The following is an 18,225-nucleotide window of genomic DNA, read 5'->3' as shown; positions in this document are numbered from 1 at the left end:
CAACATTTGTAAATTATCCAAAAGAAAAGCTACCCTCATGGTAGCTTCCCTAGAAGATTATTATGAAAAAGTTTAGGATTTCTATTAAATAAAGTTAGGAGGTCTTTATTTAATGATTATAGTATACACAGTTATCCTTAAACTCATCTTAAATCCACTCACTTTTTATTAATTTTTAAAACTATGGATTGGAGCTGGGATTTGGCCACCGCGAGAGATGAAATCGACAGACGAAGCCCCGTTAACCTTCATCACTGGAGCTGTCCCTAGCAAGCCTCCAAACTCAATCATATTGCCTTCTTTGCCCTTTGGAATAATACGGACAGCCGTTGTTTTCATGTTAATAACACCGATTGCCGCCTCATCCGCAATCATAGCTGCAATGGTTTCAGCAGGCGTATCTTCCGGAATGGCAATCATATCCAGCCCAACAGAACAGATAGCCGTCATGGCTTCTAGTTTCTCTAAATTCAGAGAGCCATCTTGCACCGCAGCAATCATCCCCTCATCTTCAGAAACGGGGATAAAAGCGCCAGACAAGCCACCAACCTGGTTACAAGCCATCACTCCGCCCTTTTTAACTTGGTCATTCAAAAGAGCGAGGGCAGCCGTCGTCCCATGCGTACCAACTGTTTCTAGGCCCATTTCCTCAAGGACACGAGCCACAGAATCACCAACCGCAGGAGTAGGCGCAAGACTTAGGTCGACAATTCCAAAGTCAACACCAAGCCGTTCACTTGCCATTTGACCAACTAGCTGACCAATACGAGTGATCTTAAAGGCTGTTTTCTTAACCGTCTCAGCTACTACATCAAAACTCTGACCACGAACTTTCTCCAAGGCGCGTTTGACAACACCAGGACCCGAAACTCCAACATTGATGATGACATCTGCTTCACCGACACCATGAAAGGCCCCCGCCATAAAAGGATTGTCCTCAACAGCGTTCGCAAATACGACTAATTTGGCAGCTCCCATATCTGATAAGTTCGCTGTTTCCTTGACGATACGTCCCATATCTGCAACTGCAGTCATGTTGATACCTGACTTGGTCGAGCCAATATTAACAGACGAACAAACCTTGTCTGTCTCAGCTAGAGCGCGTGGGATAGAATTGATGAGAATTTCATCTCCTTTTTGGTAGCCTTTTTGTACCAAAGCTGAGAATCCACCAATAAAGTCAACACCGATCTCCTTAGCCGCCCTATCAAGAGCCTTTGCCAAAACAACATAGTCTGTCGCATCAGTCGCAGCACCAATCAATGAAATCGGAGTCACCGATACCCGTTTATTAACAATAGGAATCCCTAGTTCCGCAGCAATTTCATCTCCCACAGCCACTAGATTTGCAGCTTTAGTAGTGATCTTTTGGTAAATCTTATCAGCAGCACATTCTATGTCAGGATCAATACAGTCCAAAAGGGAAATCCCCATGGTGATGGTTCTGATATCGAAGTTCTGCTCCTCGATCATGGCAATTGTTTCAGTAACTTGTCTAATATCCATGATGACCTCCTAGATATTATACATAGCATCAAAAATCGCTGCACTTTGAATATTAATTTTAACATTCAAGGTCTGGCCGAAAGCTTCAAACTCATTTCGCAGAGTGGTGAAATCCTGCTTTTCATCACTAGATACGACTGCCATCATGGTAAAATACTCATCCAGTACTGTTTGAGAAATATCGTCAATATTCAAACCCAATTCTGCAATCTTAGTAGACACGCCTGCAACAATACCAGCCTTGTCCTTGCCAACCACTGTAATAATAGCCTTCATCCTTATACCCCATTTCTGCCATTATTAGAAAACCTGAACGTTTTTGATTTTCTTTTTCCTTAGTATAGCATAATTCCGTAAAAAATACTAAAAAACGCCTGCTTACGAAGTTGTTCTTAAACAAAAAACAATTTCGTAAACAAGCGTCTACCCTATCAAATGATGATGAGTGTTCCCGCTAGGACCGAAGTCCCAGCGGTAGACCAGAGCTAGACTAAGAGCACAAGACTCCATCATCATAACACTCAACAAAATTGATGATTTTATACTAATTCAATGATCGCCATTGGCGCAGCATCCCCACGACGTGGTTCAGTTTTAAGGATACGAGTGTATCCACCGTTACGTTCAGCATAACGAGGTGCGATTTCTGAGAACAATTTTTGAAGTGCTGTAGTAGAAGTGTACTTATCAGTTGCTTCATCATAGTTTTCAGATGCGATTTCATTACGTACGAAAGCAGCTGCTTGACGACGTGCATGCAAATCACCACGTTTACCTAGAGTAATCATTTTTTCAACAGTTTTACGGATTTCTTTAGCACGAGCTTCAGTTGTCACGATTGATTCGTTGATCAAAAGGTCAGTTGTCAAATCGCGAAGCATTGCTTTACGTTGTGAGCTAGTGCGTCCTAGTTTACGGTAAGCCATGTATTCCTCCTTTATTTATCTTTTAATCCAAGACCCAAGTCAATGAGTTTGAATTTCACTTCTTCCAAACTCTTGCGTCCAAGATTTCGTACTTTCATCATCTCTGCTTCAGATTTTTCTGTCAAATCATGCACAGTATTGATACCGGCACGTTTCAAACAGTTGTATGAACGCACAGACAAGTCCAGTTCCTCAATCGTCCGATCCAAAATACGATCGTCAGATTCAGTATCAGCTTCTTTCATCACTTCAGTTGACTTAGCAATCTCAGTAAGATTTGTAAACAAATCAAGATGTTCTGTCAAGATACGTGCTGAAAGCCCTAAAGCATCTTCTGGAATAATTGTTCCATTAGTCAAGATTTCAAGGGTTAATTTGTCAAATCCATCATTGCTACCTACACGAGCAGGTTCAACTTGATAGTTGACTTTTGTAACTGGTGTATAAATAGAATCTACAGCAAGTGTTCCAACTGGTGCATTATCTTTTTTGTTTTCATCAGCAGGTACATATCCACGACCACTGTTAACAGTCATTGTCGCTTTTAGGGAAGAACCTTCACCGATTGTAAAGAGATAATGATCTGGATTTACAATCTCAATATCACTGTCAGTCAAAATATCTCCAGCTGTAATTTCAGCAGGACCTTCAACGTCAAGTTCAATGATTTTTTCGTCTTCAACGTATGATTTCACTGCAATCCCTTTAATGTTCAGAATGATTTGCATCACGTCTTCACGAACACCTGGAACTGTGTCGAACTCATGCAAGACACCTTCAATATTGATAGATGTCACTGCTGCTCCTGGTAGAGAAGCTAGTAGTACACGACGAAGAGAGTTACCAAGAGTTGTCCCGTAGCCACGTTCAAGTGGTTCGATTACAAACTTGCCATAATCTTTATTTTCATCAATTTTTGTTATATTTGGTTTTTCAAACTCAATCATTTAGTTACTCCCTCTTAAACGAAAAGCAGTGTAATGCGATGATTATACACGGCGACGTTTTGGAGGACGAGCACCATTGTGTGGCACTGGAGTCACATCACGAATTGCTGTTACTTCAAGACCAGCGGCAGCAAGCGCACGAATAGCTGACTCACGACCAGAACCTGGACCTTTTACAGTAACTTCAACTGATTTAAGACCGTGTTCTTGTGCAGATTTAGCAGCAGCTTCTGAAGCCATTTGAGCAGCGAATGGTGTAGATTTACGAGAACCTTTGAAACCAAGAGCACCAGCTGATGACCAAGCAATTGCATTACCATGCACATCAGTAATCATAACAATAGTGTTATTAAATGTAGCGTGAATATGAGCAATACCAGATTCGATATTCTTTTTCACACGACGTTTACGTGTTGGTTTAGCCAAGACTTTTACCTCCTATATTATTTTTTCTTACCAGCAATCGCAACAGCTTTACCTTTACGAGTGCGAGCGTTGTTTTTAGTGTTTTGTCCACGGACAGGAAGTCCACGACGGTGACGAATACCACGGTAAGAACCGATTTCCATCAAACGTTTGATGTTCAAGTTTACTTCACGACGAAGGTCACCTTCAACTTTGATTGCATCCACTTCACGACGGATAGCATCTTCTTGATCTGATGTAAGGTCACGTACACGAACATCTTCTGAGATTCCAGCAGCAGCCAAAATTTTCTTAGATGTTGAAAGTCCGATACCATAAACGTAAGTCAATGAGATTACTACGCGTTTGTCATTTGGAATGTCAACTCCAGCAATACGAGCCATGTTTTCTCCTTTCTATCTTATCCTTGACGTTGTTTGTGTTTTGGATTTGCTGGGCAAATTACCATAACACGACCATTACGACGAATTACCTTACAGTATTCGCAAATTGGTTTGACCGATGGTCTTACTTTCATTTCTTATCCCTCCAAGTTTTTCGATTATTTAAAGCGGTAAGTGATACGTCCACGTGTCAAGTCATATGGACTCATCTCGACAGTAACACGATCTCCCGCTAAAATACGAATATAGTTTTTACGAATTTTACCAGAAACTGTTGCTAAAATCTGATGTCCATTTTCAAGTTCAACCGTAAACATTGCGTTCGGCATTGTATCGACTACTTTGCCTTCAACTTCAATCACATCGTCTTTTGCCACGCAAAAGCACCTCCATAAATTTCGATTCGATGCCTCAAGACACAGAGGCAACAATTATAAGTCAGACTATCTCAGTATAACATTTGTCGCGATTTTTTGCAAGTACGAAAAACGCTTTATTTCAAATTTGTCAATACTTTTTCGATGTCTTTGAACACATCATTGATATCTTGATTTCCTTCGATATCATGAACTAAACCTTTAGCACGATAGTGAGCAATGATTGGTTCACCTTGTGCAATATTCACATCCAAACGACGTTTAACTGTCTCAGGTTTATCATCTTCACGTTGGTAGTAATCCTCTTCTTTGTAGTCAACTGGTGGATTGAAAACTTTGTGGAAAGTTTCACCTGTTTTGCGGTGAATGATACGGCCACTCAAGCGTTCCAAGAGACAGTCTGGATTCACTTCGATGTTGATTACTCCTTCAAGTTCAATACCAAGTTCAGCCAATGTTTCATCCAAGGCATGAGCTTGTTCAATCGTACGTGGGTAACCATCTAACAAGAAACCTGTTTCTTTGATATCGTCCTGTGAAAGGCGTTCTTTAACAATACCATTTGTAACTTCGTCTGGGACCAACTCACCTTTGTCAATGTATGACTTTGCGAGTACACCCATTTCAGTTTGATTAGCCATTGCAGCACGGAACATATCGCCTGTTGAGATATGTGCAACATGGAATTTCTCCACAATTTTAGCTGCTTGCGTTCCCTTACCTGCTCCAGGTAAGCCCATAATCAAAAGATTCATGATAGGATCTCCTTATTTTGTATTTAAATAGAAGCAGAAATCTATTTCAACCCCTATTTAAAAACAAAATAGAAGAGAGGAGATAAAAATCTGACAAAGTCTTCGATTTTTACACTCCACTCTCTGAGCAATAGTCAATTTTATTTCCTATTACAATTATTCTGTTGTGTCTAAGAAACCAACATACTTACGTTTCAATAGATACCCTTCCAATTGTTTAATTCCTTCAATACCTGTCGAGATAATGATTAGTAGACTTGTTCCCCCAAAAGCAACAACTTCTGAAAGGCCAAATACATCTTTAGCTACGATAGGTAAGATAGAAATAACACCTAGGAAGAGAGAGCCGACAGTAGCAAGACGACGAAGAAGTTTCGACATATATTCTTCTGTCCCTTTACCAGGACGGACTCCATGAATGTAGGCTCCACTCTTTTGCAAGTTTTCTGCTGCTTTCTCTGGATTGATCTGTACAAATGTATAGAAGAATGTAAAGAGAATGATTAACAAGGCATACATAGCAACACCTGTCGGAGACGTTGTAGATAACATTTCCTGTGCTGTACGTACCCAAGCCCAATCATGACCTGTAGCACTCAAAAATTGAAGGATAGCTGCAGGTGCTGCTGTAATGGAACTTGCAAAGATAACTGGGATAACCCCCGCTGGATTTACCTTCAAAGGAAGGTATGAGCTTGATGGAGCTCCTTGAGCAACCTTTGTATATTGGATTGGGATTTTATATTCTGCCTGTTGAACATATGTTGTAAAGTAAACAATCAACAAGACAGCGATAATCAAAATAACAACAAAGATAATAGATGAAGTCAATCGGCTACTTGGGATATTGACAAAGTAGTCAACATAGATCCCCTTGATCATCTCAGGAATTGAAGCGACAATACCTGCAAAGATGATCATAGAAACACCGTTTCCATATCCTTTATCTGTAATTTGTTCCCCAAGCCAAGTTACAATCATACTACCTGCTGTTAGGATGATCCCAATAGTAACAAAGACTTGCGGAGTTAAATCTGTCGTTAATAATTTCGCTCCAGATAGAGTATTAAACCCTGCTGTAATCCCAATAGATTGAACAAATGCAAGCACCAGTGCAATATAACGAGTAGCCTGATTTAGTTTTCTCCGTCCTACTTCCCCTTGTTTGCCCCATTCTACAAACTTCGGTAAAATATCCATTTGTAGCAATTGAACAACGATAGAAGCAGTGATATACGGACTTACTCCGAGTGCAAAAACAGAGAAGTTCTTCATGGCATTCCCTGAAACAAGACTAAGCATGTTTAAGAAAGATAAACCACTGAGAGCTTCTAAACTTTTTGCATTCACCCCTGGAACAGTAATACTTGTCCCAATACGGAAAACAAGAATGATAAAAATTGTAAAGAGAATTTTTGAACGAACTTGTTTAACCTTGAGAGCTTCTTTTAATAATTTAAAAAACATGGGTCACCTCTCTTAGATGACTTCTACAGAACCACCTTTAGCAGTGATAGCTTCCTCAGCTGATTTAGAGAATTTAGCTGCTTTAACAGTCAATTTCTTAGTCAATTCACCGTTACCAAGAATTTTAACGCCTGATTTTTCAGCTTTCACAATTCCTGATTCGATAAGCACAACTGGAGTCACTTCAGCACCATCTTCAAAGACGTTCAATTGGTCAAGGTTTACAATTGCGTATTCTTTAGCGTTGATGTTAGTGAATCCACGTTTTGGAAGACGACGGAACAATGGAGTTTGTCCACCTTCAAAACCAAGGCGAACTCCGCCACCGCTACGAGCTTTTTGACCTTTTTGACCGCGACCAGATGTTTTACCGTTACCTGATGAAGTACCACGACCAACACGGTTACGTACTTTACGAGAACCTTCTGCAGGTTTCAATTCATGAAGTTTCATTTTTATTTTCTCCTCTTTTGTAAAATGCTAGCGCCGATAAGGGAGAAAAGGTTGTCTCCCTTATCAACTCGCCTTTACATTTGTCATTTTAAATGACTATATCTAGTTTTAGGGGATGAGTATTGCCACATCCCCTAAAAATCATTAGTTTACTTCTTCAACTGTTACCAAGTGAGATACTGCAGTGATCATACCACGGATAGCAGCGTTGTCTTCTTTAATAACAGAGCTGTTCAATTTGCCAAGTCCAAGTGCTACAACAGTTTTACGTTGTGATGGAATGCGTCCGATTGGAGACTTAGTCAAAGTAATTTTAATTTGAGCCATTTTATCCCCTTTCTTATGCCAAATCAGAAACTGAAATACCACGAAGGGCAGCAACTTCTTCAGCGCGTTTCAATTGTTTCAAACCTTCAACAGTTGCGCGAACAATGTTGATTGGAGTGTTAGAACCAAGTGATTTAGATGTAATATCTGCCACACCTGCCAGTTCCACAACGGCACGAACCGCACCACCAGCGGCAACTCCAGAACCTTCTACAGCAGGTTTCAACAATACTTTAGCTCCACCGAATTCTGAAAGAACTTCGTGTGGGATTGTTGTTCCAACCATAGGAACTTCAATCAAGTTTTTCTTAGCATCTTCTACTGCTTTGCGGATTGCTTCTGGAACTTCTTGAGCCTTACCAGTACCAAATCCTACACGACCGTTGTGGTCACCGACAACAACAAGAGCTGCGAAACGAAGACGACGTCCACCTTTAACAACTTTTGTAACACGGTTGACAGCAACTACGCGTTCTTCTAATTCAACTGCATTGTCTTTAAATGCCATTTTCTAGTGTCCTCCTATTAGAATTTCAATCCGTTTTCACGAGCTGCATCAGCCAAAGCTTTCACACGTCCGTGATATAGATATCCACCGCGGTCGAACACCACTTCTGAAATACCTTTAGCGTTTGCACGTTCTGCAACGAGTTTACCGACAGCAACGGCTTGTTCAGTTTTAGTTCCTTTTGAAACTTCTTTGTCAAGAGTTGAAGCACTTGCGAGCGTTACACCCGCTACGTCATCAATCACTTGAGCGTAGATGCCTGTATTAGAACGGAATACGTTCAAACGTGGGCGATCAGCAGTTCCAGAGAGTTTTCCGCGAACGCGACGGTGGCGTTTTTGACGGAGTTTGTTTTTATCTGGTTTAGAAATCACAGTTTTCACCTCTTTAGTTTTAAATCGCGTGCTATGCACAAAGTTGGAAAATAGGTTGGTGGTTGAAAATCAACCACTCAACATTATTTACCTGTTTTACCTTCTTTAAGACGAACGTACTCTCCAACGTAACGAATACCTTTACCTTTGTAAGGTTCTGGTGAACGAAGGCTACGTACGTAAGCAGCTGTTTGACCAACCACTTCTTTTGAAATTCCGCTAACAACGATTGTTGTTGGGTTTGGAAGTTCAAAAGTAATCCCTTCTGGAGCTTCAACTTCATCTGGATGAGATTTACCAACAGCCAAAACAAGTTTTGATCCTTGAAGTTGTGCACGGTAACCAACCCCACGCATTTCAAGTTCTTTCTTGAATCCTTCTGATACACCAATTACCATGTTGTTCAAAAGGGCACGAGTAGTTCCGTGGATAGTTTTCATTTCTTTTGAATCGTTTGGACGGTGAAGAGTTACTTCAGTACCTTCCACGCGAATTTCAATATCTTTTGAGAACTTACGAGTAAGTTCTCCTTTAGGTCCTTTTACAGTTACTACGTTGTCATTGTTAGTGACTTCAACACCAGCAGGCAACACGATAACTTTATTACCAATACGTGACATGTTTATTTTCTCCTGTTAAATTGTCAGGCCTAAATGGCCAGTTTTCACGGGGTTAAAGATACTCATTGAGTTCAATAGCTAAATTGAACTCGCTCTAAGAACTGTGCAAAATAAATAAGTTGGCTTGTTTGTAAACAAACTTCTCCGACTTCCTAATTTTGCTTTGTTCTTTACGAGCTTTGTATCTGATTTGAGTTCGAGCTAAGAATTTGGTGAAAAAGATAAGTTTGTCTTAGAGCATCACTCCTGCTACAAACTTTCTATTTCCACAGCATTCTTTTAACGCTCTCACATCATCAATTACCAAACGTAAGCGATAACTTCCCCACCAACATTCTTTTGGCGTGCTTCTTTATCAGTAAGCAAACCTTCAGAAGTTGAAAGGATAGCAATTCCAAGTCCGTTAAGTACTTTTGGAAGATCTTCACGTTTTTTGTAGACACGAAGTCCTGGTTTAGAAACACGTTTCAAGTTAGTGATAACTTTTTCACCGTTTGGTCCGTATTTAAGGAATACACGGATGATGCCTTGTTTGTCATCTTCGATGATTTCAACGTTTTTTACAAAACCTTCGCGTTTAAGGATTTCAGCAATCCCTTTTTTGATATTTGATGCAGGTACTTCAAGTACTTCGTGTTTCGCTTGGTTAGCGTTACGAATACGAGTTAGGAAGTCTGCGATTGGGTCAGTCATAACCATTTTGTTTTTCTCCTCTTACTAGTAGTTTGCAAGTTGCACTTGCTAGTTAACACATGATACAAAGAGCGTAACAGCAAGAGCAAAAATAGGCAATTTGATGCAGGAGCGATGCTCCAAAGCAAATTGGTCTTTTTTGCCAAAGCTGTAGCTCGTGTTCAAATTGGCAAGCCCAACTGAACCCAGGCTAAACTCTGTGTGAAAAAGATAAACTTTCCTAGAAACTTCAGTTTCTTCGTCAAGTTTCCTATTTTCACTTGGAGTTTTGACGCCCTTGATATCTTAAATTACCAAGATGCTTTTGTTACACCAGGAATTTGTCCTTTGTAAGCTAATTCACGGAAGCAAACACGGCAAAGTTTAAATTTGCGGTAAACTGAATGTGGACGACCACATTTTTCACAACGAGTATAAGCTTGAGTAGAGAACTTCGCTGGACGTTTGTTCTTAGCAATCATTGATTTTTTAGCCATTAGATTTACCTCCTATATTATTTTGCAAAAGGCATTCCAAGGCCTGTAAGCAATGCACGTGACTCTTCGTCAGTGTTAGCAGTTGTTACGATAACGATGTCAAGACCACGAGTTTTGTCAACGTCATCAAAGTTGATTTCTGGGAAGATCAATTGTTCTTTCACACCAAGAGTGTAGTTTCCGCGTCCATCAAATGATTTTGTTGGAACACCGTGGAAGTCACGCACACGTGGAAGTGAAACTGAAACCAATTTATCCAAGAATTCGTACATACGTTCCCCACGAAGGGTAACTTTTGCACCGATCGCTACACCTTCACGAAGACGGAAGCCGGCGATTGATTTTTTAGCTTTAGTGATAAGTGGTTTTTGACCTGAGATAAGCGCCAATTCTTCAGCAGCTTTTTCAAGGCTTTTAGCGTTTGATACAGCTTCACCAACACCCATGTTCAAAACGATCTTATCTACTTTAGGCACAGCCATCACTGATGAGTAGTTGAATTGTTCTGTCAAAGCAGGAACTACTTCATTAAGATATTTTTCTTTTAAACGATTTGCCATTATACTTCTCCTTTCCTTCGTGATTAATCAAGCACTTCGCCTGATTTTTTGTTGTAGCGAACTTTTTTACCGTCTACAAATTTGTAACCAACACGACCAGCTACACCATTTTTGTCCAATACTTGAACGTTTGATACGTGGATAGCTGCTTCTTTCTCGATGATACCACCTTGAGGAAGCTCGTTAGTTGGACGTTGGTGTTTCTTAACGATGTTAACACCTTCAACGATAACTTTGTTTACTTTTGGAAGGGCAGTAAGGACAACAGCTTCTGTTCCCTTATCTTTACCAGCAATTACGCGAACTTTGTCGCCTTTTTTTACAAACATTAGGTTTCTCCTTGATTTTTCTTACGCCCACAAGGGCACCCTAGCTTGAAGCTAGGGGACTAGTTTGTTTCTAAAAATTAAAGTACTTCTGGAGCAAGTGACACGATCTTCATGAAGCCACCTTCACGTAATTCACGTGCAACCGGGCCAAAGATACGTGTTCCGCGAGGAGTTTTGTCATCACGGATGATAACAGCTGCATTTTCGTCAAACTTGATGTATGAACCATCAGCGCGACGAGCACCTGATTTAGTACGAACGATAACAGCTTTTACAACGTCACCTTTTTTAACCGCACCACCAGGAGTAGCTTGTTTTACAGATGCCACAATGACATCACCGATGTTCGCAAATTTACGTTTAGAACCACCAAGAACTTTGATAGTCAAGATTTCACGTGCACCGCTGTTGTCTGCGACTTTCAAACGAGTTTCTGTTTGAATCATTTCAGTTTTCTCCTTTCAGGCTTGATTAGATGATAACCGCTTCTTCAACAACTTCTACAAGACGGAAACGTTTTGTAGCTGAAAGCGGGCGAGTTTCCATGATACGTACGATATCGCCTTCTTTGGCAACATTGTTTTCATCATGTGCTTTGTATTTCTTAGAGTAGTTAATACGTTTACCATAGACTGGGTGGTTACGTTTTGTTTCAACTACAACTGTGATTGTCTTGTCCATTTTGTCAGATACAACACGTCCAACAAGAACTTTACGATTATTGCGTTCCATTGAAATTTCTCCTTCCCTAGTCTATTATTTCGCTTCAGATTGAACTGTTTTGATACGAGCGATTTGTTTTTTAACTTCTTTCAAGCGAGCTGTTTGTTCCAATTGACCAGTAGCAGCTTGGAAACGAAGTTCAAACAATTCTTTTTTCAATTCGTTTTCGCGCTTCGCGAGTTCTTCTTGAGAAAGACCACGAAGTTCTTTAACAAATTCTTTTACTTCATTAAGTTTCATGCCTTCTCCTTATTCTGCTTCACGTTTTACGAATTTAGTTTTAACTGGCAATTTGTGGCTAGCAAGACGAAGCGCTTCACGTGCAATCTCTTCAGATACACCAGCGATTTCGAACATCACTTTACCGCGTTTAACTGGTGCAACCCAACCTTCAGGTGCCCCTTTACCAGATCCCATACGCACACCGATAGCTTTAGCAGTGTATGATTTGTGTGGGAAGATTTTAATCCAAACTTTACCACCACGTTTCATATAACGAGTCATGGCGATACGAGCAGCTTCGATTTGGCGGTTAGTAATCCAGTGGCTAGTTGTAGCTTGAAGACCGTATTCACCGAATGCTACTTCTTTTCCACCTTTTGCTTCACCGCGCATTTTTCCACGGAATTCACGACGGTGTTTAACACGTTTAGGTACTAACATTGGTTATTTACCTCCTTTAGTGTTTTTACGAGTTGGAAGAACTTCACCACGGTAGATCCATACTTTAACACCAAGTTTACCGTATGTAGTATCTGCTTCTTCCCAAGCGTAATCGATATCTGCACGAAGTGTGTGGAGTGGAACAGTTCCTTCTGAGTATCCTTCAGCACGGGCAATATCTGCACCGTTCAAACGACCTGATACTTGAGTTTTGATTCCTTTAGCTCCAGCACGCATTGCGCGTTGGATTGCTTGTTTTTGTGCACGACGGAAAGCAACACGTTGCTCCAATTGACGAGCAATTCCTTCACCTACAAGGTGAGCATCCAAATCAGGTTGTTTGATTTCGATGATGTTGATGTGTACTTGTTTTCCAGTCAATTTGTTAAGTTTTGCACGGAGTGCATCAACGTTAGCGCCACCTTTACCGATAACCATACCTGGTTTAGCAGTGTGAAGTGAAACGTTAACTTTGTTCACTGCGCGTTCGATTTCGATAGTTGAAACTGCTGCGTCAGCAAGTTCTTTTTGAACGAATTTACGGATTGCAAGATCTTCATGAAGGTAATCCGCGTATTCTTTTTCAGCATACCATTTGGCATCCCAATCACGGATGATGCCGACACGCATACCAATTGGATGTACTTTTTGACCCACGATGTTACCTCCTTATTTTTCTGCAACAGCTACGGTGATGTGAGCTGTACGTTTGTTGATTGGTGAAGCTGAACCTTTCGCACGTGGACGGAAACGTTTCATAGTTGGTCCTTCGTTTGCGAATGCCTCAGATACTACCAAGTTAGCTTTGTCCAAACCAAAGTTGTTTTCAGCGTTAGCTACAGCTGAGTTCAAAACTTTCAAGATGATTTCAGCAGCTTTGTTTGGAGTGAATGTCAAAATTGCAATAGCGTCGGCTACGCTTTTACCACGAATATTGTCAAGAACAAGACGTGATTTACGAGGTGAAACACGTACTGTACGAGCCATTGCTTTAGCTGAAGTAATTTCTGCCATTTATGTTCTCCTTATTTTCTACGTGTTTTCTTGTCGTCTGCAGCGTGACCTTTGTAAGTACGAGTTGGTGCGAATTCACCAAGTTTGTGACCTACCATGTCTTCTTGGATGTAAACAGGTACGTGTTTACGTCCGTCATAAACTGCAATAGTGTAACCAATGAAACTTGGGAAGATCGTTGAACGACGTGACCAAGTTTTGATAACTTTTTTCTTTTCGTCGTTAGCTTGAGCTTCAACTTTTTTCATCAAATGCTCATCGACGAAAGGTCCTTTTTTAAGACTGCGTCCCATTTTTATGTTTTCTCCTTTAAATGTTGTACCACAGCGGCTTGCGCTCACATGGAGCGCTACCGAGCTGGCGGATTATCTAGCGCTTATGCGACTAGTTTTAAATTATTTCTCGTTGCGACGACGAACGATAAGTTTGTCAGATTTCGCTTTCTTGTTACGAGTTTTAAGACCAAGAGCAGGTTTGCCCCATGGAGTAGATGGCGCTTTACGACCAACTGGTGCTTTACCTTCACCACCACCGTGTGGGTGATCGTTAGGGTTCATTACAGAACCACGAACTGTTGGGCGGATACCTTTCCAACGGCTACGTCCTGCTTTACCAAGGTTTACAAGTCCATGTTGTTCGTTTCCGACAACACCAACTGTTGCACGACAAGTTCCAAGAATCATACGTACTTCGCCAGATTGAAGACGAACAAGAACATATTTACCTTCTTGACCCAATACTTGAGCAGAAGCTCCAGCTGCACGCACCAATTCTCCACCACGACCTGGTTTCAATTCGATGTTGTGGATCAAAGTACCAACTGGAATGTTTGCAAGTGGAAGAGCATTTCCGACTTTGATATCTGCTTCTGGGCCTGAAACGATACGTTGACCAACTTCAAGACCTTTTGGAGCGATGATGTATGCTTTCACACCGTCTGTGTAGTGTACAAGAGCGATGTTTGCAGAACGGTTTGGATCGTACTCGATAGTTTTAACAACTGCTTCAACGTTGTCTTTGTTACGTTTGAAGTCAACCAAACGGTAGAAACGTTTGTGCCCACCACCTTGGTGACGAACAGTGATACGACCGTTGTTGTTACGACCAGCCTTGTTCTTCAAAGCAACAAGCAATGATTTTTCAGGAGCGCTTGTTGTGATTTCAGCGAAATCCAAAGAAGTCATATTACGGCGACCGTTTGTTGTTGGTTTATAAACACGAATTCCCACGATATTTCCTCCTTAGATTATTCAGCCTCAGCAGCAAACAACTCGATTGCTTTTGAATCAGCTGTAAGTGTGATGATAGCTTTTTTAGTTTTGTTAGTAAAACCAGTGTAACGTCCAACACGTTTAGCTTTAGGTTTTACGTTGATTGTGTTGACATTTGCAACCTTAACACCTTCAAAAGCAGCTTCAACAGCTTGCTTAATCAAAAGTTTGTGCGCACGAGTGTCAACTTCAAATACATACTTTCCTGCTTCAAGTTGAGCCATTGAGCTTTCAGTGATAACAGGTTTTTTGATAACATCATACAAATTCATTATGCAAGAACCTCCTCGATTTTAGAGATAGCTGCTTGAGTAACAAGAAGTTTGTCACTATTTGCGATGTCAAGAACACTTGCAGTTGTAGCAGTCGCAACTTTCACGTTTGGAAGGTTACGAGCTGAAAGAGCTGCGAATTCGTTTCCTTCTTCAAGAATAACAAGGACTTTAGAATCGATGCTCAAAGCTGCAAGAACTTTTGCAAATTCAGCAGTTTTTGGAGCTGTAAATTCAAGAGAATCAACGGCTACAAATTTGTTTTCAGCAACTTTTTCTGAGTAAACAGATTTAAGCGCAAGGCGACGAACTTTTTGAGGAAGTTTGTACGCATAGCTACGTGGAGTTGGTCCGAAGACAGTTCCACCACCACGCCATTGTGGAGAGCGGATAGAACCTTGACGAGCACGTCCAGTTCCTTTTTGACGCCATGGTTTGCGTCCGCCACCTGAAACAGCTGAGCGATTTTTAACTTCGTGAGTTCCTTGACGAAGGCTAGCACGTTGGCTGATGATCACATCAAACACAACAGATTGGTTTGGTTCAATACCAAAGATTGCATCGTTAAGAACAACTTCGCCAGCTTGTTTACCAGTTTGGTCGAATAATGTTACATTTGCCATTTTGACTGTATTCCCCTTTCCTTATTATTTACCAGCTTTAACTGCTGACTTGATAGTGATAAGAGATTTCTTAGCACCTGGTACGTTACCTTTGATAAGGATAACGTTCTTTTCTGGAACAACTTGTACAACTTCAAGGTTTTGAATTGTTACGCGGTCGCCACCCATACGTCCTGCAAGGTTTTTACCTTTGAATACGCGGTTAGGTGCAACAGGTCCCATAGAACCTGGACGACGGTGGTAACGAGAACCGTGAGCCATTGGTCCACGTGATTGCCCGTGGCGTTTGATAACACCTTGGAAACCTTTACCTTTAGAAGTACCAGTTACGTCAACAACGTCTCCAGCTGCGAATGTTTCAACTGTGATTTCAGCACCAACTTCCAAGCCTTCAACGTTTTTGAATTCACGAATGAAGCGCTTAGGAGCCGTGTTAGCTTTCGCTACATGTCCTTTAGCAGGTTTGTTGCTCAATACTTCACGTTTGTCATCGAAACCAACTTGGATAGCGTTATATCCGTCTGTTTCTACAGTTTTAACTTGAAGAACAACGTTTGGAGTTGCTTCAATAACTGTTACAGGGATCAATTCGCCAGCTTCAGTGAAGATTTGAGTCATTCCCACTTTTTTCCCTAAGATTCCTTTTGTCATGAGAAAATAGTTCCTTTTCTATATTTTTTTATTCAAAAAGTTTTTAACGAGCGTTTTTTATGCTCAAGGTATCAAGCTTTAGATTAAAGTTTGATTTCTACGTTTACACCACTTGGAAGATCCAATTTCATCAAGGCATCAACTGTTTTTTGAGTTGGGTTAACGATATCGATCAAACGTTTGTGTGTACGCATTTCAAATTGTTCGCGAGAGTCTTTGTATTTGTGAGTCGCACGAATGATTGTGTAGAGGCTACGTTCAGTCGGAAGTGGGATTGGACCCGCAACTTGTGCACCTGTACGAGTAGCTGATTCTACGATTTTTGCAGCCGCTGTGTCAAGCGTACGGTGTTCGTAAGCTTTCAAACGGATACGGATTTTTTTGTTTGCCATCTTTTTCTCCTTTTCGTCTATTTAAGATAATAGGCTAGCTCCACAAGAAAACCGACGCGCGTTGCGTGGCAATGCAACCGAGCGTGTCGCAACCTCTTGCATCAAAGCTAAGGCTGTATTTTACAGCACCATAATAGAATAACACAAAGCCCCTGCGATTGCAAGGGATTTGTAAGCTTTTTTTCGTTTTTTTGGGATGAAACTGTTTTCCTATTTCATCTTCATACAATTACTAATTTACGACTATTAAAACCAATCTTTTCTTCTATATAATATGAGTCATTTTGACTTTGAATTTGTCTTGCGATTGATCCACTAAGATATCTGCTTTAGACTCGGTTTCTCTATAGTAACGCAGATACTGCTCCCGTCTCATCTGATGGCTAGCTAACACAACGGAAGCATCTCGATTTCTCATCATCGTATCTCGAGCTAGACGCCTTTTTATTTCTGTTTCTTCGTCCGCGTAGAAGCAGATGGTTTTGTCAAAGAGTTCCTTGGGTAGAAAGCCCACAGACATCCCTTCAACAATCAGAATTGGTTTTGCTCCAGACAAGATTTCACTAGCCTTCCACGGTTCATCGATTGTTAAGACATCCATACCTGCCTGCAAGGCGAGAATATCTCTCTGCAAACTTGCCAGTTCATGCGCCACTGGCAGACAAGCTGTCACCTTTTGATCAGGTGCTTGCTTTGGTACTACTAGGTGACGTTCTGAGGTGATATAGGGATCTGTTTCTAGCAAATTTACTGTAGTAGAATCTAGGGTTTGATACAATTCATGAGCAAAGGTAGACTTACCTGATGCACCGTGACCGTAAATCCCCAGTGTTTTGACTTTCCCCGTTTCAATCTCTGAAACCAGTTGTTCTATCAGGTCTTTTTTCTTCATTCTCTCTTCACCTGTTCATAGCTTTCTTTTCCGTCATTAAGCTTATCCCAAATCACTACTTGCCCACTTTTGAGGGATTTTTGCACATCAATGATACGTTGATTAGAGGAACCTCGAAACTGGAGCATGAGATTGCGCTTGCTTTTATCATACCGTCCATCGACAAGGATGTCAATCAGCGACAAGAGTTCCAATTTGTCTGGAGTCTCCAGCATCATTTCTTCCCACGTGTAGCCCGTCCAGGACCAGATGTCTTTGTCTGGCAATTCCTTTCGAATGCGCTTAACGAGAGGTAAGAGGATACCTGTATTAAGAAAAGGTTCTCCCCCCAGCAAGGTCAATCCTTGAACATAAGGTTGGGCAAGATCTTCCATGATTTGTTCTTCTAATTCTGCCGTATAAGGAATCCCTGCATTGAAAGACCAAGTCGCAACATTATAGCATCCCTCGCAGTGAAACATGCAACCTGATACATAGAGAGAGTTTCGCACACCTTCTCCATCGACAAAGTTAAAGGCCTTATAATCAATGATTCGCCCTTTACTAAGTTCCTCACTTTTCCATTCACCTGGTTTTGGTGTATTCCATGTCATCCTT

Annotated in this window: 33 protein-coding genes; all 33 read right to left on the bottom strand. The window is 41.1% G+C overall.

The genetic code is table 11. The features are described from left to right. Window positions 1-168: 168 nt before the first annotated feature. Entirely contained in the window at window positions 169-1,506 is a 1,338-nt protein-coding gene (locus HMPREF1125_RS11775; RefSeq protein WP_000354869.1) for a PFL family protein, read from the bottom strand. Window positions 1,507-1,515: 9 nt separating this feature from the next. Further along, the gene (locus HMPREF1125_RS11770; RefSeq protein ID WP_000644109.1) at window positions 1,516-1,782 is read right to left on the bottom strand and encodes an ACT domain-containing protein; all 267 of its coding nucleotides are present in this window, start codon (window positions 1,780-1,782) and stop codon (window positions 1,516-1,518) included. A 263-nt stretch (window positions 1,783-2,045) separates the two neighbouring features. After that, the gene (rplQ, locus tag HMPREF1125_RS11765) at window positions 2,046-2,432 is read right to left on the bottom strand and encodes a 50S ribosomal protein L17 (protein WP_000331493.1); all 387 of its coding nucleotides are present in this window, start codon (window positions 2,430-2,432) and stop codon (window positions 2,046-2,048) included. Window positions 2,433-2,443: 11 nt separating this feature from the next. After that, entirely contained in the window at window positions 2,444-3,379 is a 936-nt protein-coding gene (locus HMPREF1125_RS11760) for a DNA-directed RNA polymerase subunit alpha (RefSeq protein WP_000568992.1), read from the bottom strand. A 42-nt stretch (window positions 3,380-3,421) separates the two neighbouring features. Next, complete coding sequence (rpsK, locus tag HMPREF1125_RS11755; protein WP_001118385.1) at window positions 3,422-3,805, bottom strand: 30S ribosomal protein S11; 384 nt, start codon at window positions 3,803-3,805, stop codon at window positions 3,422-3,424. A gap of 17 nt (window positions 3,806-3,822) precedes the next feature. Beyond that, window positions 3,823-4,188 carry a 30S ribosomal protein S13 gene (gene rpsM, locus HMPREF1125_RS11750; RefSeq protein WP_000090786.1) on the bottom strand — a complete coding sequence of 122 codons (366 nt, stop codon included), beginning with the start codon at window positions 4,186-4,188 and terminating at the stop codon, window positions 3,823-3,825. A 17-nt stretch (window positions 4,189-4,205) separates the two neighbouring features. Then, entirely contained in the window at window positions 4,206-4,322 is a 117-nt protein-coding gene (gene rpmJ / locus HMPREF1125_RS11745; RefSeq protein ID WP_001808836.1) for a 50S ribosomal protein L36, read from the bottom strand. Window positions 4,323-4,346: 24 nt separating this feature from the next. Next, on the bottom strand, window positions 4,347-4,565 hold the full coding sequence (gene infA / locus HMPREF1125_RS11740; protein ID WP_001029883.1) for a translation initiation factor IF-1: 219 nt from the start codon (window positions 4,563-4,565) through the stop codon (window positions 4,347-4,349). 116 nt (window positions 4,566-4,681) lie between these two features. Further along, window positions 4,682-5,320, bottom strand: coding sequence for an adenylate kinase (locus HMPREF1125_RS11735; RefSeq protein WP_001050426.1), 639 nt, complete (start codon window positions 5,318-5,320; stop codon window positions 4,682-4,684). Window positions 5,321-5,476: 156 nt separating this feature from the next. Further along, window positions 5,477-6,787: a preprotein translocase subunit SecY gene (secY, locus tag HMPREF1125_RS11730; protein WP_000465390.1), complete on the bottom strand. Its 1,311-nt coding sequence runs from the start codon at window positions 6,785-6,787 to the stop codon at window positions 5,477-5,479. Window positions 6,788-6,799: 12 nt separating this feature from the next. Then, window positions 6,800-7,240, bottom strand: coding sequence for a 50S ribosomal protein L15 (rplO, locus tag HMPREF1125_RS11725; protein WP_000766091.1), 441 nt, complete (start codon window positions 7,238-7,240; stop codon window positions 6,800-6,802). A gap of 144 nt (window positions 7,241-7,384) precedes the next feature. Then, a complete protein-coding gene (rpmD, locus tag HMPREF1125_RS11720; RefSeq protein ID WP_000057241.1) occupies window positions 7,385-7,567 on the bottom strand; it encodes a 50S ribosomal protein L30 in 183 nt (60 codons plus the stop codon). A 13-nt stretch (window positions 7,568-7,580) separates the two neighbouring features. Beyond that, window positions 7,581-8,075, bottom strand: coding sequence for a 30S ribosomal protein S5 (gene rpsE, locus HMPREF1125_RS11715; RefSeq protein ID WP_000874204.1), 495 nt, complete (start codon window positions 8,073-8,075; stop codon window positions 7,581-7,583). Between the two features lie 17 nt (window positions 8,076-8,092). After that, a complete protein-coding gene (rplR, locus tag HMPREF1125_RS11710; protein ID WP_000624044.1) occupies window positions 8,093-8,449 on the bottom strand; it encodes a 50S ribosomal protein L18 in 357 nt (118 codons plus the stop codon). 83 nt (window positions 8,450-8,532) lie between these two features. Continuing rightward, on the bottom strand, window positions 8,533-9,069 hold the full coding sequence (gene rplF / locus HMPREF1125_RS11705; protein WP_000086642.1) for a 50S ribosomal protein L6: 537 nt from the start codon (window positions 9,067-9,069) through the stop codon (window positions 8,533-8,535). A gap of 300 nt (window positions 9,070-9,369) precedes the next feature. Further along, entirely contained in the window at window positions 9,370-9,768 is a 399-nt protein-coding gene (rpsH, locus tag HMPREF1125_RS11700; protein WP_000245504.1) for a 30S ribosomal protein S8, read from the bottom strand. A gap of 284 nt (window positions 9,769-10,052) precedes the next feature. Beyond that, complete coding sequence (locus HMPREF1125_RS11695; protein ID WP_001085697.1) at window positions 10,053-10,238, bottom strand: type Z 30S ribosomal protein S14; 186 nt, start codon at window positions 10,236-10,238, stop codon at window positions 10,053-10,055. A 17-nt stretch (window positions 10,239-10,255) separates the two neighbouring features. Beyond that, on the bottom strand, window positions 10,256-10,798 hold the full coding sequence (rplE, locus tag HMPREF1125_RS11690) for a 50S ribosomal protein L5 (protein ID WP_000013542.1): 543 nt from the start codon (window positions 10,796-10,798) through the stop codon (window positions 10,256-10,258). 23 nt (window positions 10,799-10,821) lie between these two features. Continuing rightward, window positions 10,822-11,127, bottom strand: a complete 306-nt coding sequence (gene rplX / locus HMPREF1125_RS11685) for a 50S ribosomal protein L24 (protein WP_000497691.1) — start codon at window positions 11,125-11,127, stop codon at window positions 10,822-10,824. Between the two features lie 77 nt (window positions 11,128-11,204). After that, window positions 11,205-11,573: a 50S ribosomal protein L14 gene (gene rplN, locus HMPREF1125_RS11680; RefSeq protein WP_000616547.1), complete on the bottom strand. Its 369-nt coding sequence runs from the start codon at window positions 11,571-11,573 to the stop codon at window positions 11,205-11,207. A 25-nt stretch (window positions 11,574-11,598) separates the two neighbouring features. After that, the gene (rpsQ, locus tag HMPREF1125_RS11675; protein ID WP_000440801.1) at window positions 11,599-11,859 is read right to left on the bottom strand and encodes a 30S ribosomal protein S17; all 261 of its coding nucleotides are present in this window, start codon (window positions 11,857-11,859) and stop codon (window positions 11,599-11,601) included. A 24-nt stretch (window positions 11,860-11,883) separates the two neighbouring features. Then, window positions 11,884-12,090, bottom strand: coding sequence for a 50S ribosomal protein L29 (rpmC, locus tag HMPREF1125_RS11670; RefSeq protein WP_000772918.1), 207 nt, complete (start codon window positions 12,088-12,090; stop codon window positions 11,884-11,886). Between the two features lie 9 nt (window positions 12,091-12,099). Beyond that, a complete protein-coding gene (rplP, locus tag HMPREF1125_RS11665) occupies window positions 12,100-12,513 on the bottom strand; it encodes a 50S ribosomal protein L16 (RefSeq protein WP_000960947.1) in 414 nt (137 codons plus the stop codon). A gap of 3 nt (window positions 12,514-12,516) precedes the next feature. Then, a complete protein-coding gene (gene rpsC / locus HMPREF1125_RS11660) occupies window positions 12,517-13,170 on the bottom strand; it encodes a 30S ribosomal protein S3 (protein ID WP_000529937.1) in 654 nt (217 codons plus the stop codon). A 12-nt stretch (window positions 13,171-13,182) separates the two neighbouring features. Further along, window positions 13,183-13,527 carry a 50S ribosomal protein L22 gene (rplV, locus tag HMPREF1125_RS11655; RefSeq protein ID WP_000818137.1) on the bottom strand — a complete coding sequence of 115 codons (345 nt, stop codon included), beginning with the start codon at window positions 13,525-13,527 and terminating at the stop codon, window positions 13,183-13,185. An 11-nt stretch (window positions 13,528-13,538) separates the two neighbouring features. Beyond that, on the bottom strand, window positions 13,539-13,820 hold the full coding sequence (rpsS, locus tag HMPREF1125_RS11650) for a 30S ribosomal protein S19 (RefSeq protein ID WP_000533766.1): 282 nt from the start codon (window positions 13,818-13,820) through the stop codon (window positions 13,539-13,541). Window positions 13,821-13,922: 102 nt separating this feature from the next. Further along, a complete protein-coding gene (rplB, locus tag HMPREF1125_RS11645; protein WP_000512901.1) occupies window positions 13,923-14,756 on the bottom strand; it encodes a 50S ribosomal protein L2 in 834 nt (277 codons plus the stop codon). 17 nt (window positions 14,757-14,773) lie between these two features. Beyond that, entirely contained in the window at window positions 14,774-15,070 is a 297-nt protein-coding gene (locus HMPREF1125_RS11640) for a 50S ribosomal protein L23 (protein WP_001055347.1), read from the bottom strand. Next, window positions 15,070-15,693: a 50S ribosomal protein L4 gene (gene rplD / locus HMPREF1125_RS11635; protein WP_000024551.1), complete on the bottom strand. Its 624-nt coding sequence runs from the start codon at window positions 15,691-15,693 to the stop codon at window positions 15,070-15,072. The genes HMPREF1125_RS11640 and rplD overlap by 1 nt, the downstream gene beginning before the upstream one ends. A gap of 24 nt (window positions 15,694-15,717) precedes the next feature. Next, the gene (rplC, locus tag HMPREF1125_RS11630; protein ID WP_000160197.1) at window positions 15,718-16,344 is read right to left on the bottom strand and encodes a 50S ribosomal protein L3; all 627 of its coding nucleotides are present in this window, start codon (window positions 16,342-16,344) and stop codon (window positions 15,718-15,720) included. Window positions 16,345-16,427: 83 nt separating this feature from the next. Continuing rightward, window positions 16,428-16,736 (bottom strand): 30S ribosomal protein S10, encoded by a 309-nt coding sequence (gene rpsJ / locus HMPREF1125_RS11625; protein WP_001284513.1) that lies wholly within the window; start codon window positions 16,734-16,736, stop codon window positions 16,428-16,430. Between the two features lie 265 nt (window positions 16,737-17,001). Then, window positions 17,002-17,628, bottom strand: a complete 627-nt coding sequence (locus HMPREF1125_RS11620) for a uridine kinase family protein (protein WP_000725967.1) — start codon at window positions 17,626-17,628, stop codon at window positions 17,002-17,004. Further along, on the bottom strand, window positions 17,625-18,221 hold the full coding sequence (gene nrdG, locus HMPREF1125_RS11615; protein ID WP_000220159.1) for an anaerobic ribonucleoside-triphosphate reductase activating protein: 597 nt from the start codon (window positions 18,219-18,221) through the stop codon (window positions 17,625-17,627). The genes HMPREF1125_RS11620 and nrdG overlap by 4 nt, the downstream gene beginning before the upstream one ends. Window positions 18,222-18,225 lie beyond the last annotated feature (4 nt).

Source organism: Streptococcus oralis SK304 (assembly GCF_000287715.1).
Classification (GTDB): Bacteria; Bacillota; Bacilli; order Lactobacillales; family Streptococcaceae; genus Streptococcus; species Streptococcus oralis_Y.
Note: the sequence above shows the minus strand (reverse complement) of the source record. Positions and strands in the feature narration are given on the sequence as shown.

Excerpts from the sequence above, each read along its gene's own strand:
- HMPREF1125_RS11760 (WP_000568992.1), bottom strand. The coding sequence starts at position 3,379 with ATGATTGAGTTTGAAAAACCAAATATAACAAAAATTGATGAAAATAAA.
- rplO (WP_000766091.1), bottom strand. The coding sequence starts at position 7,240 with ATGAAACTTCATGAATTGAAACCTGCAGAAGGTTCTCGTAAAGTACGT.
- rpmJ (WP_001808836.1), bottom strand. The coding sequence starts at position 4,322 with ATGAAAGTAAGACCATCGGTCAAACCAATTTGCGAATACTGTAAGGTA.
- secY (WP_000465390.1), bottom strand. The coding sequence starts at position 6,787 with ATGTTTTTTAAATTATTAAAAGAAGCTCTCAAGGTTAAACAAGTTCGT.
- nrdG (WP_000220159.1), bottom strand. The coding sequence starts at position 18,221 with ATGACATGGAATACACCAAAACCAGGTGAATGGAAAAGTGAGGAACTT.
- HMPREF1125_RS11640 (WP_001055347.1), bottom strand. The coding sequence starts at position 15,070 with ATGAATTTGTATGATGTTATCAAAAAACCTGTTATCACTGAAAGCTCA.
- rplN (WP_000616547.1), bottom strand. The coding sequence starts at position 11,573 with ATGATTCAAACAGAAACTCGTTTGAAAGTCGCAGACAACAGCGGTGCA.
- rplE (WP_000013542.1), bottom strand. The coding sequence starts at position 10,798 with ATGGCAAATCGTTTAAAAGAAAAATATCTTAATGAAGTAGTTCCTGCT.
- rpmD (WP_000057241.1), bottom strand. The coding sequence starts at position 7,567 with ATGGCTCAAATTAAAATTACTTTGACTAAGTCTCCAATCGGACGCATT.
- rpsH (WP_000245504.1), bottom strand. The coding sequence starts at position 9,768 with ATGGTTATGACTGACCCAATCGCAGACTTCCTAACTCGTATTCGTAAC.
- rplC (WP_000160197.1), bottom strand. The coding sequence starts at position 16,344 with ATGACAAAAGGAATCTTAGGGAAAAAAGTGGGAATGACTCAAATCTTC.
- rplV (WP_000818137.1), bottom strand. The coding sequence starts at position 13,527 with ATGGCAGAAATTACTTCAGCTAAAGCAATGGCTCGTACAGTACGTGTT.
- rpsE (WP_000874204.1), bottom strand. The coding sequence starts at position 8,075 with ATGGCATTTAAAGACAATGCAGTTGAATTAGAAGAACGCGTAGTTGCT.
- rplD (WP_000024551.1), bottom strand. The coding sequence starts at position 15,693 with ATGGCAAATGTAACATTATTCGACCAAACTGGTAAACAAGCTGGCGAA.
- rpsM (WP_000090786.1), bottom strand. The coding sequence starts at position 4,188 with ATGGCTCGTATTGCTGGAGTTGACATTCCAAATGACAAACGCGTAGTA.
- rpsQ (WP_000440801.1), bottom strand. The coding sequence starts at position 11,859 with ATGGAACGCAATAATCGTAAAGTTCTTGTTGGACGTGTTGTATCTGAC.
- HMPREF1125_RS11735 (WP_001050426.1), bottom strand. The coding sequence starts at position 5,320 with ATGAATCTTTTGATTATGGGCTTACCTGGAGCAGGTAAGGGAACGCAA.
- HMPREF1125_RS11620 (WP_000725967.1), bottom strand. The coding sequence starts at position 17,628 with ATGAAGAAAAAAGACCTGATAGAACAACTGGTTTCAGAGATTGAAACG.
- HMPREF1125_RS11695 (WP_001085697.1), bottom strand. The coding sequence starts at position 10,238 with ATGGCTAAAAAATCAATGATTGCTAAGAACAAACGTCCAGCGAAGTTC.
- rplP (WP_000960947.1), bottom strand. The coding sequence starts at position 12,513 with ATGTTAGTACCTAAACGTGTTAAACACCGTCGTGAATTCCGTGGAAAA.
- rplX (WP_000497691.1), bottom strand. The coding sequence starts at position 11,127 with ATGTTTGTAAAAAAAGGCGACAAAGTTCGCGTAATTGCTGGTAAAGAT.
- rpmC (WP_000772918.1), bottom strand. The coding sequence starts at position 12,090 with ATGAAACTTAATGAAGTAAAAGAATTTGTTAAAGAACTTCGTGGTCTT.
- rpsJ (WP_001284513.1), bottom strand. The coding sequence starts at position 16,736 with ATGGCAAACAAAAAAATCCGTATCCGTTTGAAAGCTTACGAACACCGT.
- rpsS (WP_000533766.1), bottom strand. The coding sequence starts at position 13,820 with ATGGGACGCAGTCTTAAAAAAGGACCTTTCGTCGATGAGCATTTGATG.
- rplQ (WP_000331493.1), bottom strand. The coding sequence starts at position 2,432 with ATGGCTTACCGTAAACTAGGACGCACTAGCTCACAACGTAAAGCAATG.
- HMPREF1125_RS11775 (WP_000354869.1), bottom strand. The coding sequence starts at position 1,506 with ATGGATATTAGACAAGTTACTGAAACAATTGCCATGATCGAGGAGCAG.
- rplF (WP_000086642.1), bottom strand. The coding sequence starts at position 9,069 with ATGTCACGTATTGGTAATAAAGTTATCGTGTTGCCTGCTGGTGTTGAA.
- HMPREF1125_RS11770 (WP_000644109.1), bottom strand. The coding sequence starts at position 1,782 with ATGAAGGCTATTATTACAGTGGTTGGCAAGGACAAGGCTGGTATTGTT.